The 21,400-nt window shown below is 59.5% G+C and carries 16 protein-coding genes and 1 pseudogene; 10 read left to right on the forward strand and 7 right to left on the reverse strand.

Annotated elements, in window-relative coordinates; all coding sequences use genetic code 11:
• The first annotated feature begins 2 nt into the window (after window positions 1-2).
• The 7 genes from BUA42_RS05295 to BUA42_RS05325 are packed head-to-tail and all read left to right on the forward strand — an operon-like array spanning window position 3 to window position 7,765.
• On the forward strand, window positions 3-1,334 hold the full coding sequence (locus BUA42_RS05295; RefSeq protein WP_072776588.1) for an amidase: 1,332 nt from the start codon (window positions 3-5) through the stop codon (window positions 1,332-1,334).
• Window positions 1,331-2,848, forward strand: a complete 1,518-nt coding sequence (locus BUA42_RS05300; protein WP_072776589.1) for an ABC transporter ATP-binding protein — start codon at window positions 1,331-1,333, stop codon at window positions 2,846-2,848. Before BUA42_RS05295 ends, BUA42_RS05300 begins: the two co-directional genes overlap by 4 nt.
• Window positions 2,838-3,881: an ABC transporter permease gene (locus BUA42_RS05305; protein ID WP_072776590.1), complete on the forward strand. Its 1,044-nt coding sequence runs from the start codon at window positions 2,838-2,840 to the stop codon at window positions 3,879-3,881. Before BUA42_RS05300 ends, BUA42_RS05305 begins: the two co-directional genes overlap by 11 nt.
• On the forward strand, window positions 3,878-4,819 hold the full coding sequence (locus BUA42_RS05310; protein WP_072776591.1) for an ABC transporter permease: 942 nt from the start codon (window positions 3,878-3,880) through the stop codon (window positions 4,817-4,819). The genes BUA42_RS05305 and BUA42_RS05310 overlap by 4 nt, the downstream gene beginning before the upstream one ends.
• Before the next feature lie 2 nt (window positions 4,820-4,821).
• Window positions 4,822-5,862 carry a pyridoxal-phosphate dependent enzyme gene (locus tag BUA42_RS05315; RefSeq protein ID WP_425435020.1) on the forward strand — a complete coding sequence of 347 codons (1,041 nt, stop codon included), beginning with the start codon at window positions 4,822-4,824 and terminating at the stop codon, window positions 5,860-5,862.
• 2 nt (window positions 5,863-5,864) lie between these two features.
• Complete coding sequence (locus BUA42_RS05320) at window positions 5,865-7,019, forward strand: M24 family metallopeptidase (protein WP_072776593.1); 1,155 nt, start codon at window positions 5,865-5,867, stop codon at window positions 7,017-7,019.
• Window positions 7,019-7,765: a maleate cis-trans isomerase family protein gene (locus BUA42_RS05325; RefSeq protein WP_072776594.1), complete on the forward strand. Its 747-nt coding sequence runs from the start codon at window positions 7,019-7,021 to the stop codon at window positions 7,763-7,765. The genes BUA42_RS05320 and BUA42_RS05325 overlap by 1 nt, the downstream gene beginning before the upstream one ends.
• A gap of 21 nt (window positions 7,766-7,786) precedes the next feature.
• Here the strand turns inward: BUA42_RS05325 and BUA42_RS05330 are convergent, their stop codons facing one another.
• Entirely contained in the window at window positions 7,787-9,361 is a 1,575-nt protein-coding gene (locus tag BUA42_RS05330; protein ID WP_245818955.1) for a caspase family protein, read from the reverse strand.
• A 112-nt stretch (window positions 9,362-9,473) separates the two neighbouring features.
• Between BUA42_RS05330 and BUA42_RS05335 the strand changes: the two genes are divergently transcribed.
• Both BUA42_RS05335 and BUA42_RS21505 read left to right on the forward strand, forming a co-directional pair.
• A complete protein-coding gene (locus tag BUA42_RS05335) occupies window positions 9,474-10,532 on the forward strand; it encodes an OmpA family protein (protein ID WP_072776596.1) in 1,059 nt (352 codons plus the stop codon).
• 297 nt (window positions 10,533-10,829) lie between these two features.
• A pseudogene (locus tag BUA42_RS21505) lies at window positions 10,830-10,940 on the forward strand (integrase core domain-containing protein); the annotation flags it as partial.
• A 35-nt stretch (window positions 10,941-10,975) separates the two neighbouring features.
• Here BUA42_RS21505 and BUA42_RS05345 read toward each other — a convergent pair.
• Entirely contained in the window at window positions 10,976-15,805 is a 4,830-nt protein-coding gene (locus tag BUA42_RS05345; RefSeq protein ID WP_072776597.1) for a DUF4214 domain-containing protein, read from the reverse strand.
• Between the two features lie 339 nt (window positions 15,806-16,144).
• Between BUA42_RS05345 and BUA42_RS05350 the strand changes: the two genes are divergently transcribed.
• Window positions 16,145-17,650, forward strand: a complete 1,506-nt coding sequence (locus tag BUA42_RS05350) for a caspase family protein (protein ID WP_072776761.1) — start codon at window positions 16,145-16,147, stop codon at window positions 17,648-17,650.
• A 6-nt stretch (window positions 17,651-17,656) separates the two neighbouring features.
• Here the strand turns inward: BUA42_RS05350 and BUA42_RS05355 are convergent, their stop codons facing one another.
• From BUA42_RS05355 to BUA42_RS05380, 5 genes are all read right to left on the reverse strand, one after another.
• The gene (locus BUA42_RS05355; RefSeq protein ID WP_143152617.1) at window positions 17,657-18,361 is read right to left on the reverse strand and encodes a hypothetical protein; all 705 of its coding nucleotides are present in this window, start codon (window positions 18,359-18,361) and stop codon (window positions 17,657-17,659) included.
• Between the two features lie 159 nt (window positions 18,362-18,520).
• Window positions 18,521-19,870, reverse strand: coding sequence for a DUF4384 domain-containing protein (locus BUA42_RS20935; protein ID WP_143152618.1), 1,350 nt, complete (start codon window positions 19,868-19,870; stop codon window positions 18,521-18,523).
• Between the two features lie 149 nt (window positions 19,871-20,019).
• A complete protein-coding gene (locus tag BUA42_RS05370) occupies window positions 20,020-20,430 on the reverse strand; it encodes an ExbD/TolR family protein (RefSeq protein WP_072776601.1) in 411 nt (136 codons plus the stop codon).
• Window positions 20,427-20,858 (reverse strand): ExbD/TolR family protein, encoded by a 432-nt coding sequence (locus tag BUA42_RS05375; RefSeq protein ID WP_072776602.1) that lies wholly within the window; start codon window positions 20,856-20,858, stop codon window positions 20,427-20,429. The genes BUA42_RS05370 and BUA42_RS05375 overlap by 4 nt, the downstream gene beginning before the upstream one ends.
• A 5-nt stretch (window positions 20,859-20,863) precedes the next feature.
• Complete coding sequence (locus tag BUA42_RS05380) at window positions 20,864-21,397, reverse strand: MotA/TolQ/ExbB proton channel family protein (protein ID WP_084066134.1); 534 nt, start codon at window positions 21,395-21,397, stop codon at window positions 20,864-20,866.
• Window positions 21,398-21,400: the final 3 nt, after the last annotated feature.

Raw genomic sequence — 21,400 nt, forward strand, 5'->3', positions numbered from 1 at the left:
TCGTGACCGACGCGACGGCCCTTGCGGCCGCCATTGCCGAAGGTCGGGTGTCGACCAGAGACGTGATGGCGGCCAGCCTTGCACGGATGCGCGAGGTGCCCGGAGCCGTGTCCCGGGTGCTTCCTGACGAAGAGGCTCTGGCGTTGGTGGAGGAAGCCGCGCCGGGGCCGTTTTCGGGTGTCCCGTTCCTTGTCAAGGATTTGGGGTCACTCGCGCGCGGGTTGAAGCAATCGGCGGGGAGCGCCGCCATTGCCAAGCGGATCGAGGCATCGAAGGCGGACAGCAGCCTGATTGCATTGTTCCGCGCAGCGGGGCTGGTGCCGTTTGGCCTGTCTGCGGTGCCCGAAGTCGGGCTTGCGTTGTCGACGGAGCCCGAAGGCCAACCGCCTGCGACCAACTCCTTTGATGCCAGTCGCACACCAGGCGGCTCCTCTGGTGGTGCGGCGGCGGCCGTGGCCAGCGGGATTGTCGCAATTGCCCATGCGACCGATGCCGCCGGGTCGATCCGGGTACCGGCTGCCTGCTGCGGGTTGTGGGGATTGAAACCGTCGCGCGGGGTGTCTCCGATGGGGCCGGATTACAACAATTGGCTGATGGGCATCGCCTCCGAGCTGGTGCTGGCGCGGTCGTTGAGGGACGTTCGGACGGCTTTGGCCTGCGTTGCCAAGACCGACGTGCCGCTTGCGCCGCGTGTGGCGGTGATCATACCGGAGACCTGTGACGACAGCCAACGCGCAGCCACGCTTGGCGCGGCGCAGGCGTTGGAGGCTGCGGGATATACTGTGACGGACGGGCCGCCGTCTTCGCCCAATCCTGAATACATCTCGCGGCCGATGTCCGTGATCCGAACAATCCTTTGCGCCGCTTTGCACGAAGGCTTGACCGCCACGGGCGTACCCGACGAAGAGCTTCCGCCGCTGATCCGGGCGGCGCGGCAGGAAGGGGAAGCGCTGACAGGGGTCGAGGTGTTCGGTGCGTCGCGGTCCCTCATGGAGTTGAGGGATAACATCCTTGAGTTCTTTGGTGAGACGGACGCGCTTTTGATGCCAGTTCTGTCCGGCCCGCCGCCGAAACTGGGCGCGTTTCCGATGGATTATGCCGATCTCGACGCGCATTTTCTGAAGATGGAAAGCCTGGCCCCGAACGCCGCCTGGGCCAATGTGGCCGGCTTGCCGGCGCTGGCTTTTCCTGCCGGGTTCGACGACGGACTGCCGGTGGGCGCGCAGCTTATCGGGCGACCGAACAGCGATACGGCGCTTCTCGACATGGCGGCGCCGTTGGCGCATCTCGTGGATATTCCGTTCCCGCAGACTATTGCGGGGATGCCGATATGACGCCGGTTCTGGAACTGTCGCATATCACCAAGCGGTTTGGTCCGCTGGTGGCGAATGAGGACGTGTCGTTGCGCCTTGGACAGGGGGAAATCCTCGCACTGCTGGGGGAGAACGGCGCGGGCAAGACGACGCTGATGAATATCCTTTTTGGTCATTACGAGGCCGACGAGGGCGAGGTGCGCGTCTTCGGAGAAACCCTGCCCGCAGGCAAACCGCGCGCGGCGATTGCGGCGGGGGTGGGCATGGTGCACCAGCATTTCACCTTGGCCGGCAATCTGAGTGTGCTCGACAACGTCATGCTGGGCTCCGAACGCCTGTCCCGGATCGGGTCCGACCGGCGCGCGGCGCGCAAGAAGCTGATGGCGATCTCGGAGCGGTTTGGATTGCCTGTGGACCCGGACGCAAGGGTGTCGAAGCTCAGCGTGGGGGAGCGGCAGCGGGTTGAGATCCTGAAAGCGCTCTATCGTGATGCGCGGGTGCTGATCCTTGATGAACCAACTGCGGTTCTGGCGCGGCCCGAGGCGGAGCGGCTGTTCGAGACCTTGCGGGGGATGACGCAAGACGGGCTGTCGCTAATCTTTATCAGCCACAAGCTGCATGAAGTCATGGCGGCGTCCGACCGGGTGGCGGTCTTGCGTGGTGGCCGCATGGTGGCAGAGCGCGCAACGTCTGAGACGTCGTCGTCAGAGCTTGCCGAACTGATGGTCGGGCGGAAAGTGCAGCGACCCGTGCGACAGGACCACGCCATCGGAGCGCCGGTACTCCAGGCCGAGCGGATCACCATTGTCGAAGAGGGTGAGACGCGGCTTGAGGATATATCGTTCACCGTGAACGAAGGGGAGATCCTGGGGATTGTCGGGGTGTCCGGAAACGGACAGGGCGCCTTGGGGGCGCTGTTGTCGGGATTGATGGCACCCACGTCGGGCGCGTTGCGTCTGAACGGTGCGGATGTCGGGCAGTTGGGGCCACGCGGCTTGATCGCGGCGGGGGCAGCGCGGGTGCCGGAGGATCGCCACGCCGAGGGCGCGGTGGGTGAGATGACGGTTTGGGAAAATGCAATTCTGGAGCGGTTGCGCAGTGCGGCGTTCTCGCGTTTCGGCTTTGTCCGGCGCGCCGAAGCAAAGGCGCATGCAAGGGAGTTGATCCAGCGGTTCGATGTGCGCGGGGCAGGGCCGGACACGCGTATTCGGCTGCTCTCGGGCGGGAATATGCAGAAACTGATCCTTGGGCGGTGCCTGGCGACGGGCCCGCGGTTTCTCTTGGCAAACCAGCCGACGCGAGGACTTGACGAGGGGGCGATTGCGGCGGTGCATGAGGAGTTGCTCGCGGCGCGGGCCGAGGGGGCGGCGATCCTCCTGATCTCGGAAGAGTTGGAGGAAGCGGTGCAATTGTCGGATCGCATTCAGGCGATTGTGAAGGGCCGCTTGTCGGAGCCGGTGGCGGCAGGAGAGGCCGACGCGCGGCGTTTGGGGCTGATGATGGCCGGTGTGTGGGACACGCAAGATGCGGCTTGAACGGCGGGAAACGGTGCCACTGACGCTGGTGGCGACAGCGCCTTTGGCGGCCGTGGTAGCTGCGCTGGTGCTGGCCGCCGGGCTGATTGCGGCGGCAGGGGTGAATCCGCTGGCGGCCTATGGTGAGATGCTGCGCGGTGCGTTCGGATCGCGCCTGTCACTGACCGAGATGCTGACGCGGGCGACGCCACTCATTCTGACCGGGCTTGCGGCGGCCGTCGCGTTCCGGGCGCGGCTCTGGAATATCGGAGGCGAGGGTCAGTTCTTCATGGGCGCGCTGGCGACTGCTTGGATCGGGCATTCGTTGGCCTTGCCCGGTCTCCTGGGCATGGCCGTCCTGATGATCTGCGGCATGGCGGCGGGGGCGTTGCTTCTGGCAGGTCCGGCGTTCCTTCGGCTCCGGTTCGGGGTGGACGAGGTGGTGACGACGTTGCTGCTCAACTTCATCGTGATCCTGTTTGTCGGTTTGATGATCGAAGGCCCGCTGCGCGACCCGCTGGCCTTTGGCTGGCCGCAGTCGGTACCGGTGGATTCGGCGTATCGGCTGGCCGATCTGGTGCCCCGCACGCGATTGCACATGGGGCTTCTTGTGGCCTTGGCGGCTGCGGGAGTTGTCTGGCTCGTGCTCACGCGGACGGTCTTCGGGGTCGAAACACGGGCCGCCGGGTTGAACGCGCGGGCGGCGGCGTTTGCCGGGATTTCCTTGCCGCGCACGATCATGGGGGTGGCTTTGCTGTCGGGTGCGTTGGCCGGTTTGGCGGGTGCGATCGAGGTGATGGGCGTGACTGGCGGCGTCACGACGACGATGTCGCCCGGGTTCGGCTATGCCGGGATTGTCGTCGCGATGCTGGCGGCGCTGCATCCGGCGGGCGTGGTGGCGGCGGCGGTGTTCGTTGCCACCGTCTTTGTCGGCGCGGATGCGATGAGCCGGGCGACGGGCGTGCCGAGCTTTATCGCGGATGTGATCGTCGCTTTGTCGCTGCTGACGATGCTGGTGGCGCTTCTCTTCACGACCTACCGGGTGCGGCGATGATCGAAGCGCTGGACCTGCTGATGAGCGAAAGCCTTTGGGCGGCTGTGCTACGGATCGCGACGCCGCTGATCTTCGGTGTCCTGGGCGCGCTCCTGTGCGAGCGATCAGGTGTGCTGAACCTCGGGATCGAGGGGATCATGACCATGGGCGCGATGACCGGGTGGCTGACGGTCTATCTGGGCGGAGACCTTTGGATGGGTCTGGTCATCGCGGCCTTGGCCGGGGCGCTCATGGGGCTTTTGCATGCCGGGCTTACAGTGCCTTTGGGTCTGTCGCAGCATGTGTCGGGCCTGGGGATCACGCTTTTTGCGTCCGCTTTGGCCTATTACCTCTACCGACTGATCGTCGAGGTGGGCGAGACGCCACCGACGATCGAGCCGTTCCGGCCCTACGCGGTGCCTGTCTTGTCGGACATCCCGGTGTTGGGACCGGTGCTGTTCACGCAAACCGCGCCGACCTATTTGGCTTTGGTGACGGTGGCGGTGCTGGCCTACGTTCTGGCGCGCACGCCGCTGGGTCTGGCGATCCGCATGACAGGGGAAAACCCGCACGCGGTCGAGGCGCAGGGGTTGAACCCGAACGCCTTGCGCGTTGGCGCGGTGGTGGCCGGATCGGCGCTGATGGGACTGGGCGGAGCGTTTCTGACCACGGCGGCGTTCAACTCGTTCTTCCCGGAAATGGTGCAGGGGCGCGGCTGGATCTGTATCGCGCTGGTGGTGTTCGCCTCTTGGCAACCCGGCAAGGCTTTGGTCGGCGCGCTCTTGTTCGCGTTTTTCGATGCGTATCAGTTGCGGTTGCAGACGGTCGTGGAAGGCGTACCGTATCAGTTGTTCCTGATGGCGCCCTACGTGTTATCCATCGTTGCACTCATTCTCGTGGCGCGGCGGGCGGAAGTGCCAGAGGCGTTGATGGCGCCTTACAGGCGTGGAGAGCGATAGGCGTGGACTATATACGAAATACGGAAGACCGGCGAGCGGTGTTGATGGACGCCTTGGCCGACGTGCCACTGCCGAGTGTGGATGCGGAGCGGACTGCCGCACTGTTGGCGCGGTGCCCGGTGGCGGCGGAGACCCCATTGGTTGCGTCGCCTGCCTTGGCGGAAGCCACAGGTGTGGCGGAAGTCTGGGTCAAGGACGAACGCGGGCGTATGGGGCTGGGAAGCTTCAAGGCGCTGGGCGCGGCCTATGTGATTGCGCGGGATGCGGAGGCGGGTGTCGCCAAGGGACGGACCTATGTAACCGCAAGCGCGGGCAACCACGGTCTGTCGGTTGCGGCCGGGGCGCAGGCGTTCGGGGCGAATGCGGTCGTCTTTCTGGCCGAGACGGTGCCAGAAGCGTTTGCCGAGCGGTTGCGGGCATATGGGGCCGAGGTACGTCGCCACGGGGCCATCTACGAGGACGCGATGGCCGGTGCGGCGGAATGCGCCGAGACCGAGGGCTGGGCGCTTTTGTCGGACAGTTCCTGGCCGGGCTATTTCGAGCGCCCGCATGTGTTGATGGAGGGATATCTCGCGCTGATGCAGGAGGCCGTGGCACAGATGGCGCAAGCGCCGACGCATATCTTTCTGCAAGCGGGTGTCGGTGGCCTGGCGGCGGCGTGCGCAGCCTATGCGCGGCAGGCATGGGGAGATGTCCCGCGCATCGTCGTAGTGGAGCCAGAGGTGGCGCCGGCGTTGTTTGCATCTGTTGTGGCAGGTGGACCGCAGATCACGAAGGGCCCGAGTTCCGAGATGGGTCGGCTCGATTGCAAGGAACCGTCGCTTATCGCGCTCAAGGGTCTTGCGCGGGATGCCGATGACTATGTGCTCATTTCTGAGGATGAGGCCGCGATGGGTGTTGACGCCTGTTCGGTCGCGGGTTTGCCGACCACAGCCTCTGGCGGCGCCGGGGTGGCGGCTCTGCTGGCCGGGGCGAAGGTACAAGGGGTGCTGGGACTGGATGCATCATCGCGCGTGATGCTAATCCTGAGTGAAGCGGCGTGACGATGCCCGCGCGGGGGTTTCCGGCATCGGAGTTTCAGGCGCGTGTACGGGCCGCGCAAGCGTTGATGGCCGAGGCTGATCTCGCGGCGCTCCTGCTCACGACCGAACCGGAGATCCGATATTACACCGGTTTCCTCACCCGGTTCTGGGAAAGCCCGACGCGCCCTTGGTTTCTGGTATTGCCGTCAAGCGGGGATCCGATTGCGGTGATTCCCTCGATCGGGGCGCATCTGATGGGGCAGAGCTGGGTGCGGGACATCCGGACCTGGGCCGCGCCGGATTACATGGACGACGGGATCGGGCTTTTGGCCGACGCCCTGTGCGAAGTGGTACCGGTCGATGGCCGGATCGGGATCGCTGACCAGATGGAAAGCCATGTACGGATGCCGTTGGCGTCGTTGCGCGCACTCGAACGCGCGGTCACGGACCGTCCCATTGTCGGCGACGCCACCATCACGCGGCGGTTGCGCCTGATCAAATCGGAGGCGGAGATTGCCAAGATCGCCGTAGCTGCGGGCATCGGCGACCGCGCTTTCGACCGGGTGAGCGGCATTGCCAAAGCAGGCGTGCCTCTGTCGCAGGTATTCCGCGATTTCCAGCGGCTCTGCCTCGAAGAAGGTGCGGATTGGGTTCCCTACCTCGCGGGCGCGGCAGAGCACGGGGGCTATGCGGATGTGATCTCTCCCGCGTCGGACGCGCCGCTGGTCGCCGGTGATATGCTGATGCTCGACACTGGATTGGTCTGGGACGGGTATTTCTGCGATTTCGACCGGAACTACAGCGTTGGAAGGCCAAGTGCAGCGGTCGCGGACGGACACGCGCGCCTTGTTGACGCGACGCAGGCCGCGTTCGAGATTGCTCGTCCTGGCAAGACCATAGCAGACCTTTTTCACGTGATGAATGACGTCGTGAACCCTGCTGGCGCAGAGATGGAGGCTGGGCGGTTGGGACACGGTCTTGGGATGCAACTGACCGAATGGCCGTCGATCATCCCGCAAGACCACACGCCATTGCAGGCGGGTATGGTTCTGACACTGGAGCCATCGGTCGCTGTCGGAGAGGGGCGCATCCTTGTGCACGAGGAAAACATCGTCGTGCGTGAGGACGGGGCCGTGTACTTGTCAACACCGCAAACCGCTCAGATACGGGTAATTTGATGGCACTCCCCTATACGCTTGAAACTGACCGGCCCCTGCAGGTGGGCGTCCTTGCCTTGCAGGCGGATGAGAGCCTCGAGCCGGACCTGCGTCGGATGATCCCGGACGATGTCGAATACCTCGTGTCGCGCGTTCCGTCGGATGTGACCGTGTCGCGCGAGACGTTGCGCGCGATGGAGGGGCGGATCACCGGTGCGGCGTCGCTCTTGCCGCGCGGCGCGGAAATCGCGGCGGTGGCATATGGCTGCACATCCGCCTCGGCCGAAATCGGGTCGGAGCGTGTGGGCGCGCTGGTGCAGGCCGGTGTTGCGACGCCATACGTGACCGAACCCCTGTCCGCCGTGATCGCGGCCTGCCGGGCCTTGCAGGTCACGCGGATCGGGGTGATCAGCCCTTACGTGGAAGCGGTGTCGGATCAGCTTAGACACGCGCTTTCAGAAGCCGGTCTGAAGGTCACCGCATTCGCCAGTTTTGAAGAGGCGGAAGAAGCGCGCGTCGTCCGCATCGCCCCCGCGTCTCTTGAGGCGGCGGCTGTGGAGATGGGACGGTCAGAGACCTGCGACGCGGTGTTCCTGTCCTGTACCAACCTCAGAACTCTTGATGTCATCGAAGTGGTGGAAGAACGGATCGGCAAGCCCGTCCTCTCGAGCAATCAGGCCCTGATCTGGCATCTCGCCCAGCTGGCCGGTTTCGCCGACCGCGTGCGCGGAGTTGGGCGAGTCTTTGCGACGACGCTGGCTCGTTAGCCTTCGCTTTCTACGCGAGATTTACTGGCAACCGCCGGCAGCCCATTGTCTGAGATTGCGTTTCAGAATGCCGTCAAACGGATGAGCTTTCTCAAGTGACCTCTGTCCACTGAGATTCAGGTAGACGTTGGATTGCTCGCATAGACGTTCTCGATTCCATTCATGGCAATTCGAGCAGGTTTGTTCTTTCCAAAATTCTTCGGGAAGATCGGGGATCGGCGGAAACTGCGGTGACAAGTTCGTCAGCTCGGACAGTAAAATACCGTCAATGATGCTTCCCGGAGCGACCAGAGGCGTGTCGAATGTCACAACGCTCGGCTCGGCAGTGGAGCGTTCGCTCAGGGCCGCCACGGTCTCTGTTTCCGGCTCGGGTTCGGTCACACCTTCGCCAACAGGATCGGTGCTGGTCTGGCTACGCAGGGCGGCGATTTCCTGATTTGCGAATTCAACGAAAGCACTATTCGGGAACGTTGCAACGAATTCCTCGTAGCCTGCAAGTGTTGGGTTTTCCTGCAGGGCTTCGAACATCTTTTGCTCATCGTCGGGGGGTGCGGCCGCAACTGATTGCTGCGGTTCGCCGCCTTCCTCGAGTTCTTCCGCAATCGCCCTCGCCAGTAAATCACGCGCCTGATCGGCGTATTTGCTGTCAGGATACCCACGCAGGAAGAGCATAATCTGTACCGGGTCTGCGGTCGCTTGAACCGACTCCCAGAGTTGCCGGGCCGCTAGGTCTTCGGATGTCTCGACAGGCGCATCCACAAACTTGAAATTGCTTGTAAGTGAGGACGTGTCCCACGGTGTCTGTTGGCCTGCGGTCTTTTCTAGCACCGCTACACGGACCTGTTTGAACATCTGTTCGGCCGGTACGCCGGGCTTAACGATTTCCTGTGCCAATGCAGTCGTGAAGGGGCTGTTTTCGCCGAGTCCATCAAGCGCGACACCGCCGGGCGCAGTTGCATAGGACAGGAACGTCCCAGTTGGCGCTTTCATCTCGGCGAGGCCCGGTGCGTCGAAATCGGCCATGTCGGCAAATGGATTGTTGCGGCAAGCGTCGAGAATCACGAAATTCGTTCGGTTGCGGGCAGAAGCCATTTGGCGCAGAACGGCTTGCGCTTCCACGCCTTGTAGGTCGAGGTCAGCCGCGTCTTCCAATGCGACATCGACAGGAAGCAAGTAGTTGTTGCCAAAGCTCTGAACGCCGTGACCGGCGTAATAGAACAGCCCCGTCGTGTCCTCACCGCCGCTGCGAAGATCGCGCCCGAACTGGGCAAGGGCGCGGATCATCTCAATCTGAGATGCGTCGATCAGAAGCGTGACATCGAACCCAACGGTTTCAAGCGTCTCGGCCATCAGTTGAGCATCACGGGTCGGGTTATCCAACGATGAGACGGAGCTGTAACTGGAGTTTCCAACTATCAACGCGATGCGCTCTTCCGCGGATCCGACGGACGCGGAGCACATTAATGAGAATAAGACCGCAATGGTTACTGAAACCGCACGCCTCGCGATCCCGTAGCTAACCTTAGTCAAACCGCTTCTCCCATGGCAAATCCGAGTGTTTTCAGAGACTTGTATAACTATGTATTTCAAAATCATCTTTTTATCGCTCGTCCTATGCAAGCATGCAAGTTTTCTGTTAAACTCTCAACCAGAAGACTAACATTATCAGCTTGTACCTTTCGGTGCGCATATTGTCAGCGAGGTGATTATGAAATCCGCAGCTTTTCGTGTCCTGTGTGTCTTTGCGTTTTTGCTGGCCCTGCCTCTCGGTATGGCTTCCGCACAAAGCGCAGACCCGTTCGAGTATGGCTGGAATTTGGATGGTGACGCGTCCGAATTGAGGTTTTTGTCAGTCAAAAAATCAAAGATTGCCGAGACGAGTTCGTTTGCGACGTTGTCAGGCCTGATCACCGAGAATGGGCAGGCACAGGTGCGCGTGCTCTTGGATTCGGTCGATACGAAGGTGGACCTGCGCAATGTGCGCATGCGTTTCCTGTTCTTCGAAACCTTCAAGTTTCCCGAAGCAATCATCACGGCGGAACTCAATCCCGAACTTTTGACCGATCTACACATGACACGGCGCAAAGAGATCGAATTGCCGTATTCCTTCACGTTGCGCGGCGTGACGCTGGACCGGACGACCGACGTGGCTGTGACGCTGATCGACAACGATCGCGTGGTTGTATCCTCGATCACGCCAATTGCGTTCACCCTAGAGGAACTGGACCTCGAAGAAGGTCGTATGAAGCTACAGGAAGCGGCGAACGTAGACATCACGCCGGTTGGTGTGGTGAGCTTCAATTTTGTTTTCAACCGCGCGCAGCCAGGGACGCCGCCGGACATTCCGGAAGCCGTTTTGACCCCGGCGGCAGTTGCGCTGGAGACGAAGGGCGATATGTCCGAAGAAGCCTGCCGCGGTCGGTTTGAGATCTTGTCGAAAACCGGCAACATTTTCTTTGCCTCGGGCAGTACGCGGCTCGATGACAAGAGCATACCGCTTTTGGAGAACCTTTACGACATCGTGAACCGTTGCCCCGGCTTCCGATTGGAGATTGCGGGCCATACGGACTCGATCGGAAGCGACCAGCAAAACCAAGTGATCAGCGAACGCCGGGCGGCGTCAGTGCGGACTTGGCTGCTTGACAAGGGCATTCCGAGTGATCGCATGGCGGCGGTTGGTTATGGCGAAGCTCGGCCCATCGTGAGCAACGACACGCCGCAGAACCGCGCACGAAATCGCCGAATCGAATTCACTGTTCTGAATTGATCGTTCTGTTCACAAATTGATAGGGCATCCGCTTCGGCGGGTGCCCTTGGTATTTGTTAAGCTGCATTTCGGCTGAGACACCCGTCGTAACGTCCGACATTTGAAGCAATGCAGCGGTCGGAAGGGTAGAATGTGGGGCGAAGCTGAAGCTTGGTAAGTTTTATTGAACGTCTGCTACCTTCAAACAAACGGCAGAAAACCGGTGATCAGTGATGGCTCTTCCCATTCCCCCCTTTGAAGATTCCTGCCTTTGCGGTTCCATTCAAGTTCGCGTTAAGTCGCCACCGCTTTTGACCTTGGCGCGCCGACTACAACCACAACCGCCCACATTCGAGCCTCGGCGGGCTCATCCCGTGCGAGTATCACCAACGGTCAAGAGAGAACCAAACCCTGAACGGAGCCAAGTAATAAACGTGGACTCTCAGGGGAGCAGGTCACCTGCATCAGCCGTCGAACGTATTGTCCAGAACGCCTATGACCTGCATCAGGAACTCTCCGGTATTTGAGCTGAGCGCCGCCGTATGGAAATCGTCGATGCGGGCGACGGCTGTGTTGATGCTGCTCTGAGAGCCGTCGAACAGGGACATGGCCTCGACCGCGTTGTCGACGTCAGACATACCTCGGTGAACGGCAAAATACGCGCCTATGTCGGTCTTGCTCTCAAGGTAAGCGCGGTCAGCGAGTTGCTGGTCGACGAAGTCCTGACCTTCTTCTGGTTTCAGTGCGGACTTGGCGCCCTGCAAGACGCTTAGGATAAAGCCATCCCGCGTGACGCTACCGGTGTTGAGCGCGTTCACCCAGAAATCGAGGCCACTTGCGTCGGGAGTGCGACCCAGCACGTTATTGTAGACGGATGTTGCAAAGTCGAGGCTGCTGGTGCCGTCTGGGTACGCAGCCTGGGTTTCGGGTTGGCCCACGAAGAGTGTTGCCATTTCGGCCAGCGTGGTTCCGTTGGCAAAGGCCGTACCCCAGAAATTGAGGCCGACCGCATCGGGGGCGCGGTTGAAATAGGCGATATAAAGCTCGATGAAGCTCTCGAAATCAGGAGCGGACAGCCCGGTCGGTCCACCGAAAATCTGCAAGTTGAACGGCCCGCCATCGTTGAAGTTGGTATCGAAGCTGAGAAATTCGATGTCTATCAAGGTGTCGAGGCCATTCTCGCCTCCACGACGGTCCTGGACGGTGGTCGAATTCGCACTCAGGGTCAGCGTATACGACGATTGAGCGCCGCTAAACGTTGCGGTGTCCGTTCCGTTGCCTCCGTTGATCTGGTCATTACCTGCACCACCGGAAAGAACGTCGTTGCCGGACTCTCCTATCAAGGTGTCATTGCCGCCGAGGCCAACGAGACTGTCGTTGTCGCCGCCGCCGTGGATGAATTCGGCATTATTGCCGCCTCGGACATAGTCGTCATCCGCGCCCACAAAGATGCGATCGGTTTCGGGGCCGCCTCCATTCGGATTAAAACGGGCAACCGTGTCGGGCAGCGTATCGACAACCACTATATTCGGGCCGTCGATCGGGTAGTTTGGCCATCCCGAAATGATATCAGCCACGTCGACAGGTTTTTGCGTGTAGTCGATGGCTAAGAGAAGCGTCCCGGATTGTGAGAAGACTTCCATAGAGTCGACGGTCCCGACAATACCGTTAACATTGGTCGGATTGGTCTTTTCGAACGCGCCTTTGATTTCGACCACGAGGTTGTCGCCGGTGACACCTTCAATGAAGAGGGCAGACGTACCGCTTATCCGGATAAGTTCTGAGTTGTCGCCATTGAGCGCATAGCTTCCGGGGGATTCCGACAGAGTGTTCGGACGAGCGTAGATGAAAACGGCCCCGGTCGGAAATTCGTCCGGATCAGGAAGATCGGTTGCGAGGCGGAAGGAGCGGGCGCTTGCCGCGTCAACCACCGCAGCGTCGGTCGAGGCGCTTTGCGAATTTTGGGTGACACGCAGTTGCGATCCGAAGAATAGGCTGTACGGATCGGCGGCTCCGTAACTGACCGTATAGCCGAGATCCTGCATGGCGCCGATGGTCAGCTCGCTGAGCGGATTATCCGTCACACCGGGGGGGCGCGGATCAGAATTGATGCCGCGAAACTCAATCCGTGGTGTCATCAGTTCGGCGTTGAAGATGGACTCGCGCCAGTATTCTCCTGCAAGTGCGCCGTCGGCTCCATCTTCAAGAAGGTCCGCGCCATCGAGGTCGTCGTTGAGATCGTCCAACTCGCGCAGCGTGTTTGACCCAACGTAGGTCAAGATGCCATCGATATCGCGGACAAGGCCGAATTCTTCCCAAAGAGAACCGAATCCGAGCGCGCGCCCAATGGTGTTCGCGGCAAGATCTTCGAGATTGCGGATCACTCGGTCGGCTTCGTCTGAATTCACGACAATCCGCGAAAACGTTGGCAATGATGCTCCTTCGTTGGACAGAGGGGAGCGTTGGTCAAGTATGCTTGAGATGGCGATGATGGTTTGTTCAACGCCCGCAAATTCGAGATCGATATCATCGACCGTTATTTCGATCAGGATGTCATCGACAAAGCCAAACCCTTCGACCGATGCGAATGGCAAGTCGGCGGTGATGACTTCTTCCCACCTATCGGCGGCTGCCTCGAACGCAGAGAGATACTGGTTTGGTCCTTCGTAGTTGAGCGTGATGTCGAAATTGTCGTCATCTACAACGCCGCCACGGTCGGACAGGATCAACCTGTACTGGCCGGTGTTTTCAAGAAATCCTCCTGCCGACAGGTAATATGTCCCGCTTTGTTCGGTCGAAAACAGAATTGCACTGCTTTGACCGTCACCACCGTCGTCATTTTCTGTGTTTGGAATGAGGACCCCGTTGCTGTCGTAGACACCGTTAAACAAAGGATCCGAGAGGGCGTTACCATCTCCGATTGGCACAAGCTCTATTTCATAGAGACGACCTGCGGAAAGAGAGGCTTCGAACCAGTCCGCGTCTTCGGGGAAATCGATGCGACCGGTCGCATTGCCATTCACAGAGATAGCGCCGTTCGTGGTGGGATCCGCTGCGAAGTCATCAAGTAGGCCAAGATCATCAACAGTGACCGTGTAGGTCCCGATCCCGTCGTCGAAACTACCTACTTCGACAATGTAAGTCCCGGACTGCGGTGGGGTGAAGTTGGAAAGGCTGTCGCGTCCAATACCGCCGTCATCGTCAAAGGTTTGCGAGAAGGGGACGATCCCGCCCTGATTGAAAACGCCTAGAATGATCGGGTCAGCCAGTGTGCCGCCGTTCGAGTCCTGACCGAGCAAATTGATCTGATAAGTCGTGTCCGCATCGAGGTTCAGAAGAAAGCCGTCAATGTCGTCCGGTGCTTCAATGATGCCGGTTGCGGAGCCGCCGGTAGCGACTGATCCGAACCCGGCAGCAACTCCGGGGAGATAGTCGTCAAGGAAGCGCACGAGATCCACTGACAGTGAATAATCGCCCACGCCAAGGTCGCGAGCGCTGGCTACTTCGATTTGATAGACGCCATCCGTTGGAACAAGCAGGCCATCCACGAGCGCATTGAAACCGACGCCCCCGTCATTGTTTGTTGTCCCGGCCAGAAGTGCGCCGTTGCTGTTGAAAACGCCAGTGATCTGAGGATTGGCAAGCGACCCGGCGCTGGTCGGCGCGCCTTCGAGCGAGATGTCGTATTCGATCCCTGCCTGGAGGAAGACTTCAAACCGGTCGCGGTCACCATCACGTTCAATGATGCCGGCGACGGGCACATCGACCAAAGCGCTACCGAAATCACTGGCAAAAACGCCGGGCAGGTAATCGTCCGCAGAGCCCAGATTGTCGATCGACAGCTCATACCCGCCGCGTCCGATGCTTGTATGGCTCCCGACCTCGATCTCGTAAGTTCCAGTAACATCCACGACTAGGTCAACCGCGGCGTCGAGACCGATACCGCTGTCGTTGTCAGCCGAATTTGGAATCAACACGTTCAGGCTGTCGAAAACGCCGAAAATTTCGGGATCTGCCAGCGTCCCGCTAGGCGTTGTCGCAGAGGCGAGATTGATCTCGTAGAGTTGCCCGGCTTCCAACAACACTTGGAAGCGATCACGGTCATCTGCCCGTTCGACACTGCCAATCTCGGTGCTGTCGACGGCTATGGACCCGAGCGCGAGCGCGGTGTCTCCGGGCAGGTAGTCGTCGCGCAGAGCACCGAAATTGATGGTCTGCTCGCCAATGGTTTGCGCTCCGCGCGCATCTTCAACGATGAATCGCAGCGTAACGGTGTCGCCGGGATTTCCGAACGCGTCGGTGATCCTCAGATCGCCGTTCGCCAGAACCTCACCTTCGATATGGTCACCGGAAAAAAGGAACGGAACGGCATCGAAGAATTCACCACTGCCGTCGGTGAATGTATCCAGTAGATTGGTAACGATCTCCGGACCTTCGAAAGTGTAATCATCTATGTCCAGAGGATTGCCTTCTGGTGCGGAGTTGATCGTGACGTCAAGGCTGAAATCGACGATTTCCTGTTGAATTTCGCCGAATACTATTCCGCCCAGAAGGTTTTGAATGTTTTGACCATTGGTGATGAATGGTGGCACGATCCAATCGATCGTTCCGTCGACCTCAACCAGAACAGTTTCGTCGTTCTCCACCAGATCGTCGTTGAGCGCTCGGAAAATGAGTGACTGTGGGCTTCCTACGCTGTAGTCCACCAGGAAATCGTCGCCCTGCGTAGCGTTTCCTGTTGTGATTGTGATATTGATGTTTCGTGCGGCGATCCGTTCGTCCACGGAAAGCAACTGCGGCACGACAAGAGCGATGGACGGCGGAATTGGCAGACTGACGGCCAGTTCCAGTTCGTCGCCTTCGTTCACGCTAGCGTTGAATATACCGGGCGAAACGACCGGCGGTGGCGTCGTGCCGAAATCGAAAAATTGCAGTTCGTAGGTGCCGAGGTTTGAGCTTCCCGACGGAGCAGGAGCAGCGGCAGCTGCGAAGTAATGGAGCCCGGTATAAGTGGGAGTGAAGTCGACCTGACTGTTGGGGTTCTGCGCGTTCGCGTCGTCGTTGTCGAAGCCGATTAGTTGGCCGACACCATCGTAGACGCCAGAAAAGAATGGGTCGGACAGGGTCCCGTCGCCGGTGAAGCTCCCACGCAATTGAATTTGGTAATTGTGACCTTCGACCAATTCCACCGCGAACCAGTCAACATCGCCGGATTCCTCGATTTCGCCCAGGGTAGGAACGGAAACCGCGGTGGTTCCTGTCGTAAAGATCGAGTCATCAAAATCGTCTGGCATGGTGGGTCCAGTCTATTGCCTTCGCCCACGGGTGCGGCCTGAGCACGAACGGGGCCGTCAAAAAATAAGCCTCAAGACTGTAGCTGCTTTGCTCTGAACTTGTTTTTGATCGAATTACCCGAGACCGGTCTTTGATGGAAATCTTTGCGATTTTTCGAGGCAGCCACACTCGGCTCAATGAGAAGCGGAAACGGTAAACGAGTCAAGCGGATGGTTGTCCTTTTGAAGTTTTCCGGACGTCCCAACCCGAACATGGAAACGCAAAGAAGTGAGTGAATTTTTGCGAGGGTCCGCTACAGTCGGTCCGTGTATTGGACATTTGTGGACGCGATTTCTGTCATGACCCAGCTCGTTCGTCGCCTCTTTCTCCCAGTTCTGGTGCTTCTATCGCAGGCCAGTCTGGTCTGGGCCAGCCCGGACCGTGTCGCGCTTGTCGTTGGTATGGCGGAGTATCGGACGATCACGCCACTGGAAAATACGCGCAACGATGCGGAAGACCTGGCCGAGGTGCTGACCGAGATCGGATTTGACGTGACGCTTGGTATCGACCTGACCGAGGCGGAACTGCGCAACACGATGAATGACTTTGCCTTTCGGTCTGAAACTGCCGACCTTGCACTGATCTATTTCGCCGGGCATGGGATCGAGGTTCAGGGCGAAAATTTCCTGATCCCAATTGATGCCACGCCGCTTACAAACCTTGATGTGCAGCGACAGTCGGTGTCACTCAAGGAGATGTTGGACGTTGTCGAAAAAGCGCGTGTAATGCGGATCGTCATCCTAGACAGCTGCCGCGATAATCCACTGGGCGGGAGCATCGATACAGATGCAGTTGCAACGGCGGTTGCACAAGCGACTGAACAAGCGACGCGCGGGGCCGGTGGATTGGCACCGGCCAATCCGGATCGTGGCACTCTGGTGGCTTTTGCCGCCAAAGATGGGCAGGTTGCGCTTGATGGGACGCAAGGCAACAGCCCCTATGCGCGCGCTCTGATGGAAAAGATGGCGAAGCCCGGGTTAGAGATAAGCCTGATGTTCCGTCAGGTGCGCGACGCTGTGTTGGCCGAAACGCAGAACCTTCAGGAGCCATACACCTATGGGTCGTTGACGGGGACTCCGTTCTATCTGTCTGGCGGGCCGGAAAGTGACGTCGAAGTGGCGGCTGCCGAACCGGCGAAAAGCTGGTCCAAGTTACGCCCAGATCAGGAATCCCAACTCCTTGCTTTGGCAGACCTTGGCGATACGCGGTCGATGCTGGGACTTGCCTACATTCGGCTCAACCCGGAGGACCCTCGTTTTGATCCGGCCCAGGCCGTAGACTTCCTTGAACGAGCGGTGGCGAAAGGTTCGCCTGAGGCGCAAATGGAGTTGGCGAAACTGTATGAGCAGGGAATTGGAGTTGGTGTCGATCACTCGCGGGCGTTGGAACTTTATCAGGCCTCGGCCGATCAGGGATTCGCCGATGCGATTAATGATCTGGGCTTCCTGCACTACAATGGCGGTTTGGGTTTACGACCCAATCCGGGGAAAGCTCTTGAACTGTTCGCCAAAGCTGCGGACTTGCGTCATCCTGAAGCGCAATTCAATTACGCAGCATTGATTGATGATGGCCTCATCCCGGGTAAAGGGCCTAGCGAGTCTGCCAAATACCTCTATCAAGCGCTGCGCAGCGGTAGCACCGATGTGCTTAACCTGCTTTTGGAACGGCCGACCATGTTTACGGAGGAGACGCGACGCGAGTTGCAGGTACAATTGCAGGCGTTCAACTTCTACGAAGGCACGATCGACGGTGACATCGGTCCTGGCACAAAAAGAGGCATTCGCGCGGCTTACGGTTTGGATTGAATTTGTTCAACTTGAACGCAATAGAACCTTGTTCGATCCGACCGCAGCGGCGATGCGTTGGTAATGGATTGCGCGGGTAGCGTCGGACCTGGCAGAGCGGAGCAGCACGGTTTCCGCTTCCTCTAGAATATTGCTGGCCTGACGATTGAGTTGCACAGCTCGGTCGGCGCGAACGGCTGCGATAGGCGGCGTCTGCACGGATTGTCCTGACGGTGCTCTGAGCCGCGCGCGCAGGGCCGGTTTCTGGCGATCACGATTGGAACGAACGAGGGTATCCAATTCGCGCGCGGCGTTCAGGATCGTCTCGCGCGCTACGGCATAGTCGCCGTTCGCGGGAATGTCGTCTGCCAGTTCTCGATAGGTGGTGGCGATACAGGCGAGGCGATATTCGTCGCCCATGAATTCGCAGATTTGCTGGATGCGTTCGAGTTGCGTGACAATCTGCGCAGTCTGCCCGTCGGACACAGGGACATCCGGACCCGCAGGCGGCGTGCGTCGATTGCTTCCGCCATCATCCGTCCCTCCGCCGCCGCCGATTTCGTCGCCGCCGACTTGGGCCAATTGTGGACCCAGCAACTCGATCCGAGACGTATCGACAAAGCTTCGTCCCACCTGTGCTGAATCGGGTGCTCTGGCCAGCATGGGTGTAGCCAGAAGACCAAGGGCAAGTGGTGTAGCCAATCCAACTGCGAAATGTTTCTTTGAGATCATGGTGCAAACTTTCTGTTGCGGTCGGTAGGCATCAAGCACGTACTTCGGGGCTTAGGCTGCGAATTTTTGCGGCATTTTCGCTTTACTCTACGTCAGAATGCTATGGCGCGTCCTTGTGCAACGCAAGCTCGGTGTCAGCGAGGCCCCGAAGCTTGAGTGTCAATTCGCCGAGGTGGAAACAAAGAAATACACCCATTCGCCTTTGAAGTCAGGATGCCGATCCCGCAGTGTGGTGACGCGGTCACGCAACCAGGCAAGGTATTGATCCGCTGGCTCGATTAGGGGGCGAACACCGTCATGAAGCGGAACGGAGGTTGCGAAGGCGACAGCGATCTCCTGTCCGAATGGCGGACCGATGCGGATGTGCAGACCCGGCTCGCCGGGTAATAGCTTGTTTTCCGAGCCAATCCGAATTGAGGTTTTTGCCGCAGTCACTTCCAAAGGAACGAATTCATTGGGCGCAAGGTGCAGGACATTGCCACCGGCGTCGAAGAAATCGACATAGATGAAGGCGTCATAGTCGGCACCCTGCAGGTCGAGAACAAGTGCTTGGCCTTCGACGTAGTTGAACTCTCGCGCGTGCAAGTCCGGTCCTACGAGCAAAGGGTTGGTGATCTGATCAGTCGATTGTGCCAAACCGACCCGATCAATGCCAGTCAGCGCGTTGCATTGTGGGCTGGGGAGGATGCGCAGACTTTCCCGCACTGGGATATCTGCCCCCATTTTGGACTGCATTGCGGTGACCACGGACTGGCGCAGCGCGGGCTCGGGGACGTGGCCTCCCACAATCAAAGTGTTTGCATCGGGGTCGAAGCGAACCTGGAGCCGGGAACAGGGTATGTCCGCCAGCGCATTGGCTATCCCATCGCGCACATCGGTCGTTTGTGCGCCAAGGCTGTCAGGTGCCATGAAACTCTGAAACGCGGTCAGGGAGACGGGATCTATGGGTCCGTCACCTGGTGCATCGAATGCTAAAGCGGCACGCGCGCTGACACTTGTTGGCTCCACGGGAACCGCTGCGAGAATTGGTTTCTGTTGAGGGGGTGCGAGTTGGACGAGGGGCCTAGAGGGCATGACACCTTGAGATGACGGACGCATCACCGCGATCTGTGCCCCCATGACCGGAGCTGTGGTGGCTACACTCACCATCGGTTCTTGGATGGCGGATGTGGCTGTTCTCGCCGATAGAGCTTCAGCGGTTTTGGGAACTATCGACTGTGGCGTGATTGCGTCTGTTGGCAACGAACCGGTCTCAGTCGAGGTGATGGGTGCATCAACTATACTCGCTGGTTCTGCATGTGCGATATCTTGGAGCGCGTCGGTCGTCGATGTCAGCAATGTCACTGACGTGGCCTCATCCCGTAAAGCTGAAAGAGCTTCCACCGTCGGCGCGATCGATGGTGCAGACGTGGTCGCGACCGCCGCCTGACCTAAGCGGGTTCCATCAACGTCATTGGCAGCGAGCGTGTCGGCGTCTGGGGTGGCTGCCTCGGCTTCAGACCGTTTCACCGGGTAGGCGGCGAGGTGAAGCTCTGTTTCCGGCGGAGTTTGGACGGCCATTTCACCCGGTTGTACAGCCCAAAGAAGAGCCGCAGCGGCTCCTGTGTGCGCCAAAACGGACGATCCCAGACTGAATGACCATATGACAGATGACTTCGTCATGGTTGTGCGGCTTCTGGCGTGACGACAAGAACCACTTCATATCCGCCAAGCGCTTCGATCTTGCTGACGAGTGGAAGCACATTCCGCAACTCCGCTTTTCTGTGAGCGTTGATGCGGACGAGAGGTGTATTTGCTTTTGTGCTCCTGTCGGACAGGGCCTCGGCAAGACGATCTGGCTCTATCAATTCACCGTCCAGCGCGAGGATGCCGCCAGCCGAGACCGAAAGTGTGACCCCTCCCGCTGGCATGTCCGCACCGGTAAGTGCAGTTGGCGGTGTTACTTCGAAGGGTGCCGTCGCGTCCATGCGCCCGATCAGCATGAAAAAGACCAATAGAAAGAAAACAACGTCAATAAGTGAGATGATGGTCTCAGGCGGTTGTTTTGCTGGCGGACGTGTAAGCCTCACGGCGACGCTTCCAAGCGGACAACGCTTACGTTTGTCGCCCCTGCGCGTGATGCGGCATCCATGAGCGTCACCAGAGCCTGCATGTCAGCGGCACCGGACGGTAAGATGAGGATGCGTGCGTCCGGTCTTTGCTGAACCAATGCTGCAAACGCTTCGTCGGTCAGTGTTTGCCCGCGAAACGTAGCCGTCCCGTCGGCGGCGAGACGGATCAAAACGGCCCCGCTTGAAGCGCTGCTGGAATCGGTTGAAGGACTCTGTGCTGCCTCGGATCGGTTCGCTGCGGGGATCATGTCAAGGTTCAGGTACGTGGACGTCACCATGAAAAAGACGAGCAGGATTAGCATGACGTCGATCATCGGAACCAAAGAGATCGCCGCTTTCGGCGGCGTAGGGCGTTTCAGCGTGAGCGTTGCAGAGGCGGGCAGCATTGTGGTCACGGCTTTGGCGCGTCGGCAGCCAGCATGAGTTGTGCTACTGCGCCTTCGATAAGCTGTGCCGCGCGCTCGGCCCGAGATGACAGGAGCGATGCGCCTACCGCGGCCGGGATAGCGACGAGCAGGCCCGCTGCTGTTGTGAGCAATGCTTGCCAGATACCGCCGGCGAGCACCGACGCGTTCGCCGCGCCTTGCGCTAGTTCAAGTTCCTGGAAGGACTGGATCATACCAAGCACCGTGCCAAGAAGCCCCAAGAGCGGAGAGATCATCGCAATCAATTCGAGCAACCGAAGATGCCGCGTCATTGCATTGAACTCTTCGTTTCCCCGGCGTGTCAGTTCCGTCATCAACGCAGCGCCCGAACGGCCTTTTTCCAATGAAGTAATGGCGAATGCCAAAACGCGATCCGCTGGGGCACGGCCTTGTTCCGCAGAAGATTGCGCAGAAATAGTGTCGCCGTCTTCGTATTTGGCGATAAGGTCTTGCCGTCGGATTTCTCCAGATGTCACCGACCACAGTTGGAGCGTTTTCATAAC

The sequence above is a fragment of the Marivita hallyeonensis genome (assembly GCF_900129875.1).
Classification (GTDB): Bacteria; Pseudomonadota; Alphaproteobacteria; order Rhodobacterales; family Rhodobacteraceae; genus Marivita; species Marivita hallyeonensis.

Coding starts and splice junctions, on each gene's coding strand:
- BUA42_RS05300 (WP_072776589.1), top strand. CDS start 1,331: ATGACGCCGGTTCTGGAACTGTCGCATATCACCAAGCGGTTTGGTCCG.
- BUA42_RS05305 (WP_072776590.1), top strand. CDS start 2,838: ATGCGGCTTGAACGGCGGGAAACGGTGCCACTGACGCTGGTGGCGACA.
- BUA42_RS05310 (WP_072776591.1), top strand. CDS start 3,878: ATGATCGAAGCGCTGGACCTGCTGATGAGCGAAAGCCTTTGGGCGGCT.
- BUA42_RS05320 (WP_072776593.1), top strand. CDS start 5,865: ATGCCCGCGCGGGGGTTTCCGGCATCGGAGTTTCAGGCGCGTGTACGG.
- BUA42_RS05325 (WP_072776594.1), top strand. CDS start 7,019: ATGGCACTCCCCTATACGCTTGAAACTGACCGGCCCCTGCAGGTGGGC.
- BUA42_RS05330 (WP_245818955.1), bottom strand. CDS start 9,361: ATGATTTTGAAATACATAGTTATACAAGTCTCTGAAAACACTCGGATT.
- BUA42_RS05335 (WP_072776596.1), top strand. CDS start 9,474: ATGAAATCCGCAGCTTTTCGTGTCCTGTGTGTCTTTGCGTTTTTGCTG.
- BUA42_RS05345 (WP_072776597.1), bottom strand. CDS start 15,805: ATGCCAGACGATTTTGATGACTCGATCTTTACGACAGGAACCACCGCG.
- BUA42_RS05350 (WP_072776761.1), top strand. CDS start 16,145: ATGACCCAGCTCGTTCGTCGCCTCTTTCTCCCAGTTCTGGTGCTTCTA.
- BUA42_RS05355 (WP_143152617.1), bottom strand. CDS start 18,361: ATGATCTCAAAGAAACATTTCGCAGTTGGATTGGCTACACCACTTGCC.
- BUA42_RS05375 (WP_072776602.1), bottom strand. CDS start 20,858: ATGCTGCCCGCCTCTGCAACGCTCACGCTGAAACGCCCTACGCCGCCG.
- BUA42_RS05380 (WP_084066134.1), bottom strand. CDS start 21,397: ATGAAAACGCTCCAACTGTGGTCGGTGACATCTGGAGAAATCCGACGG.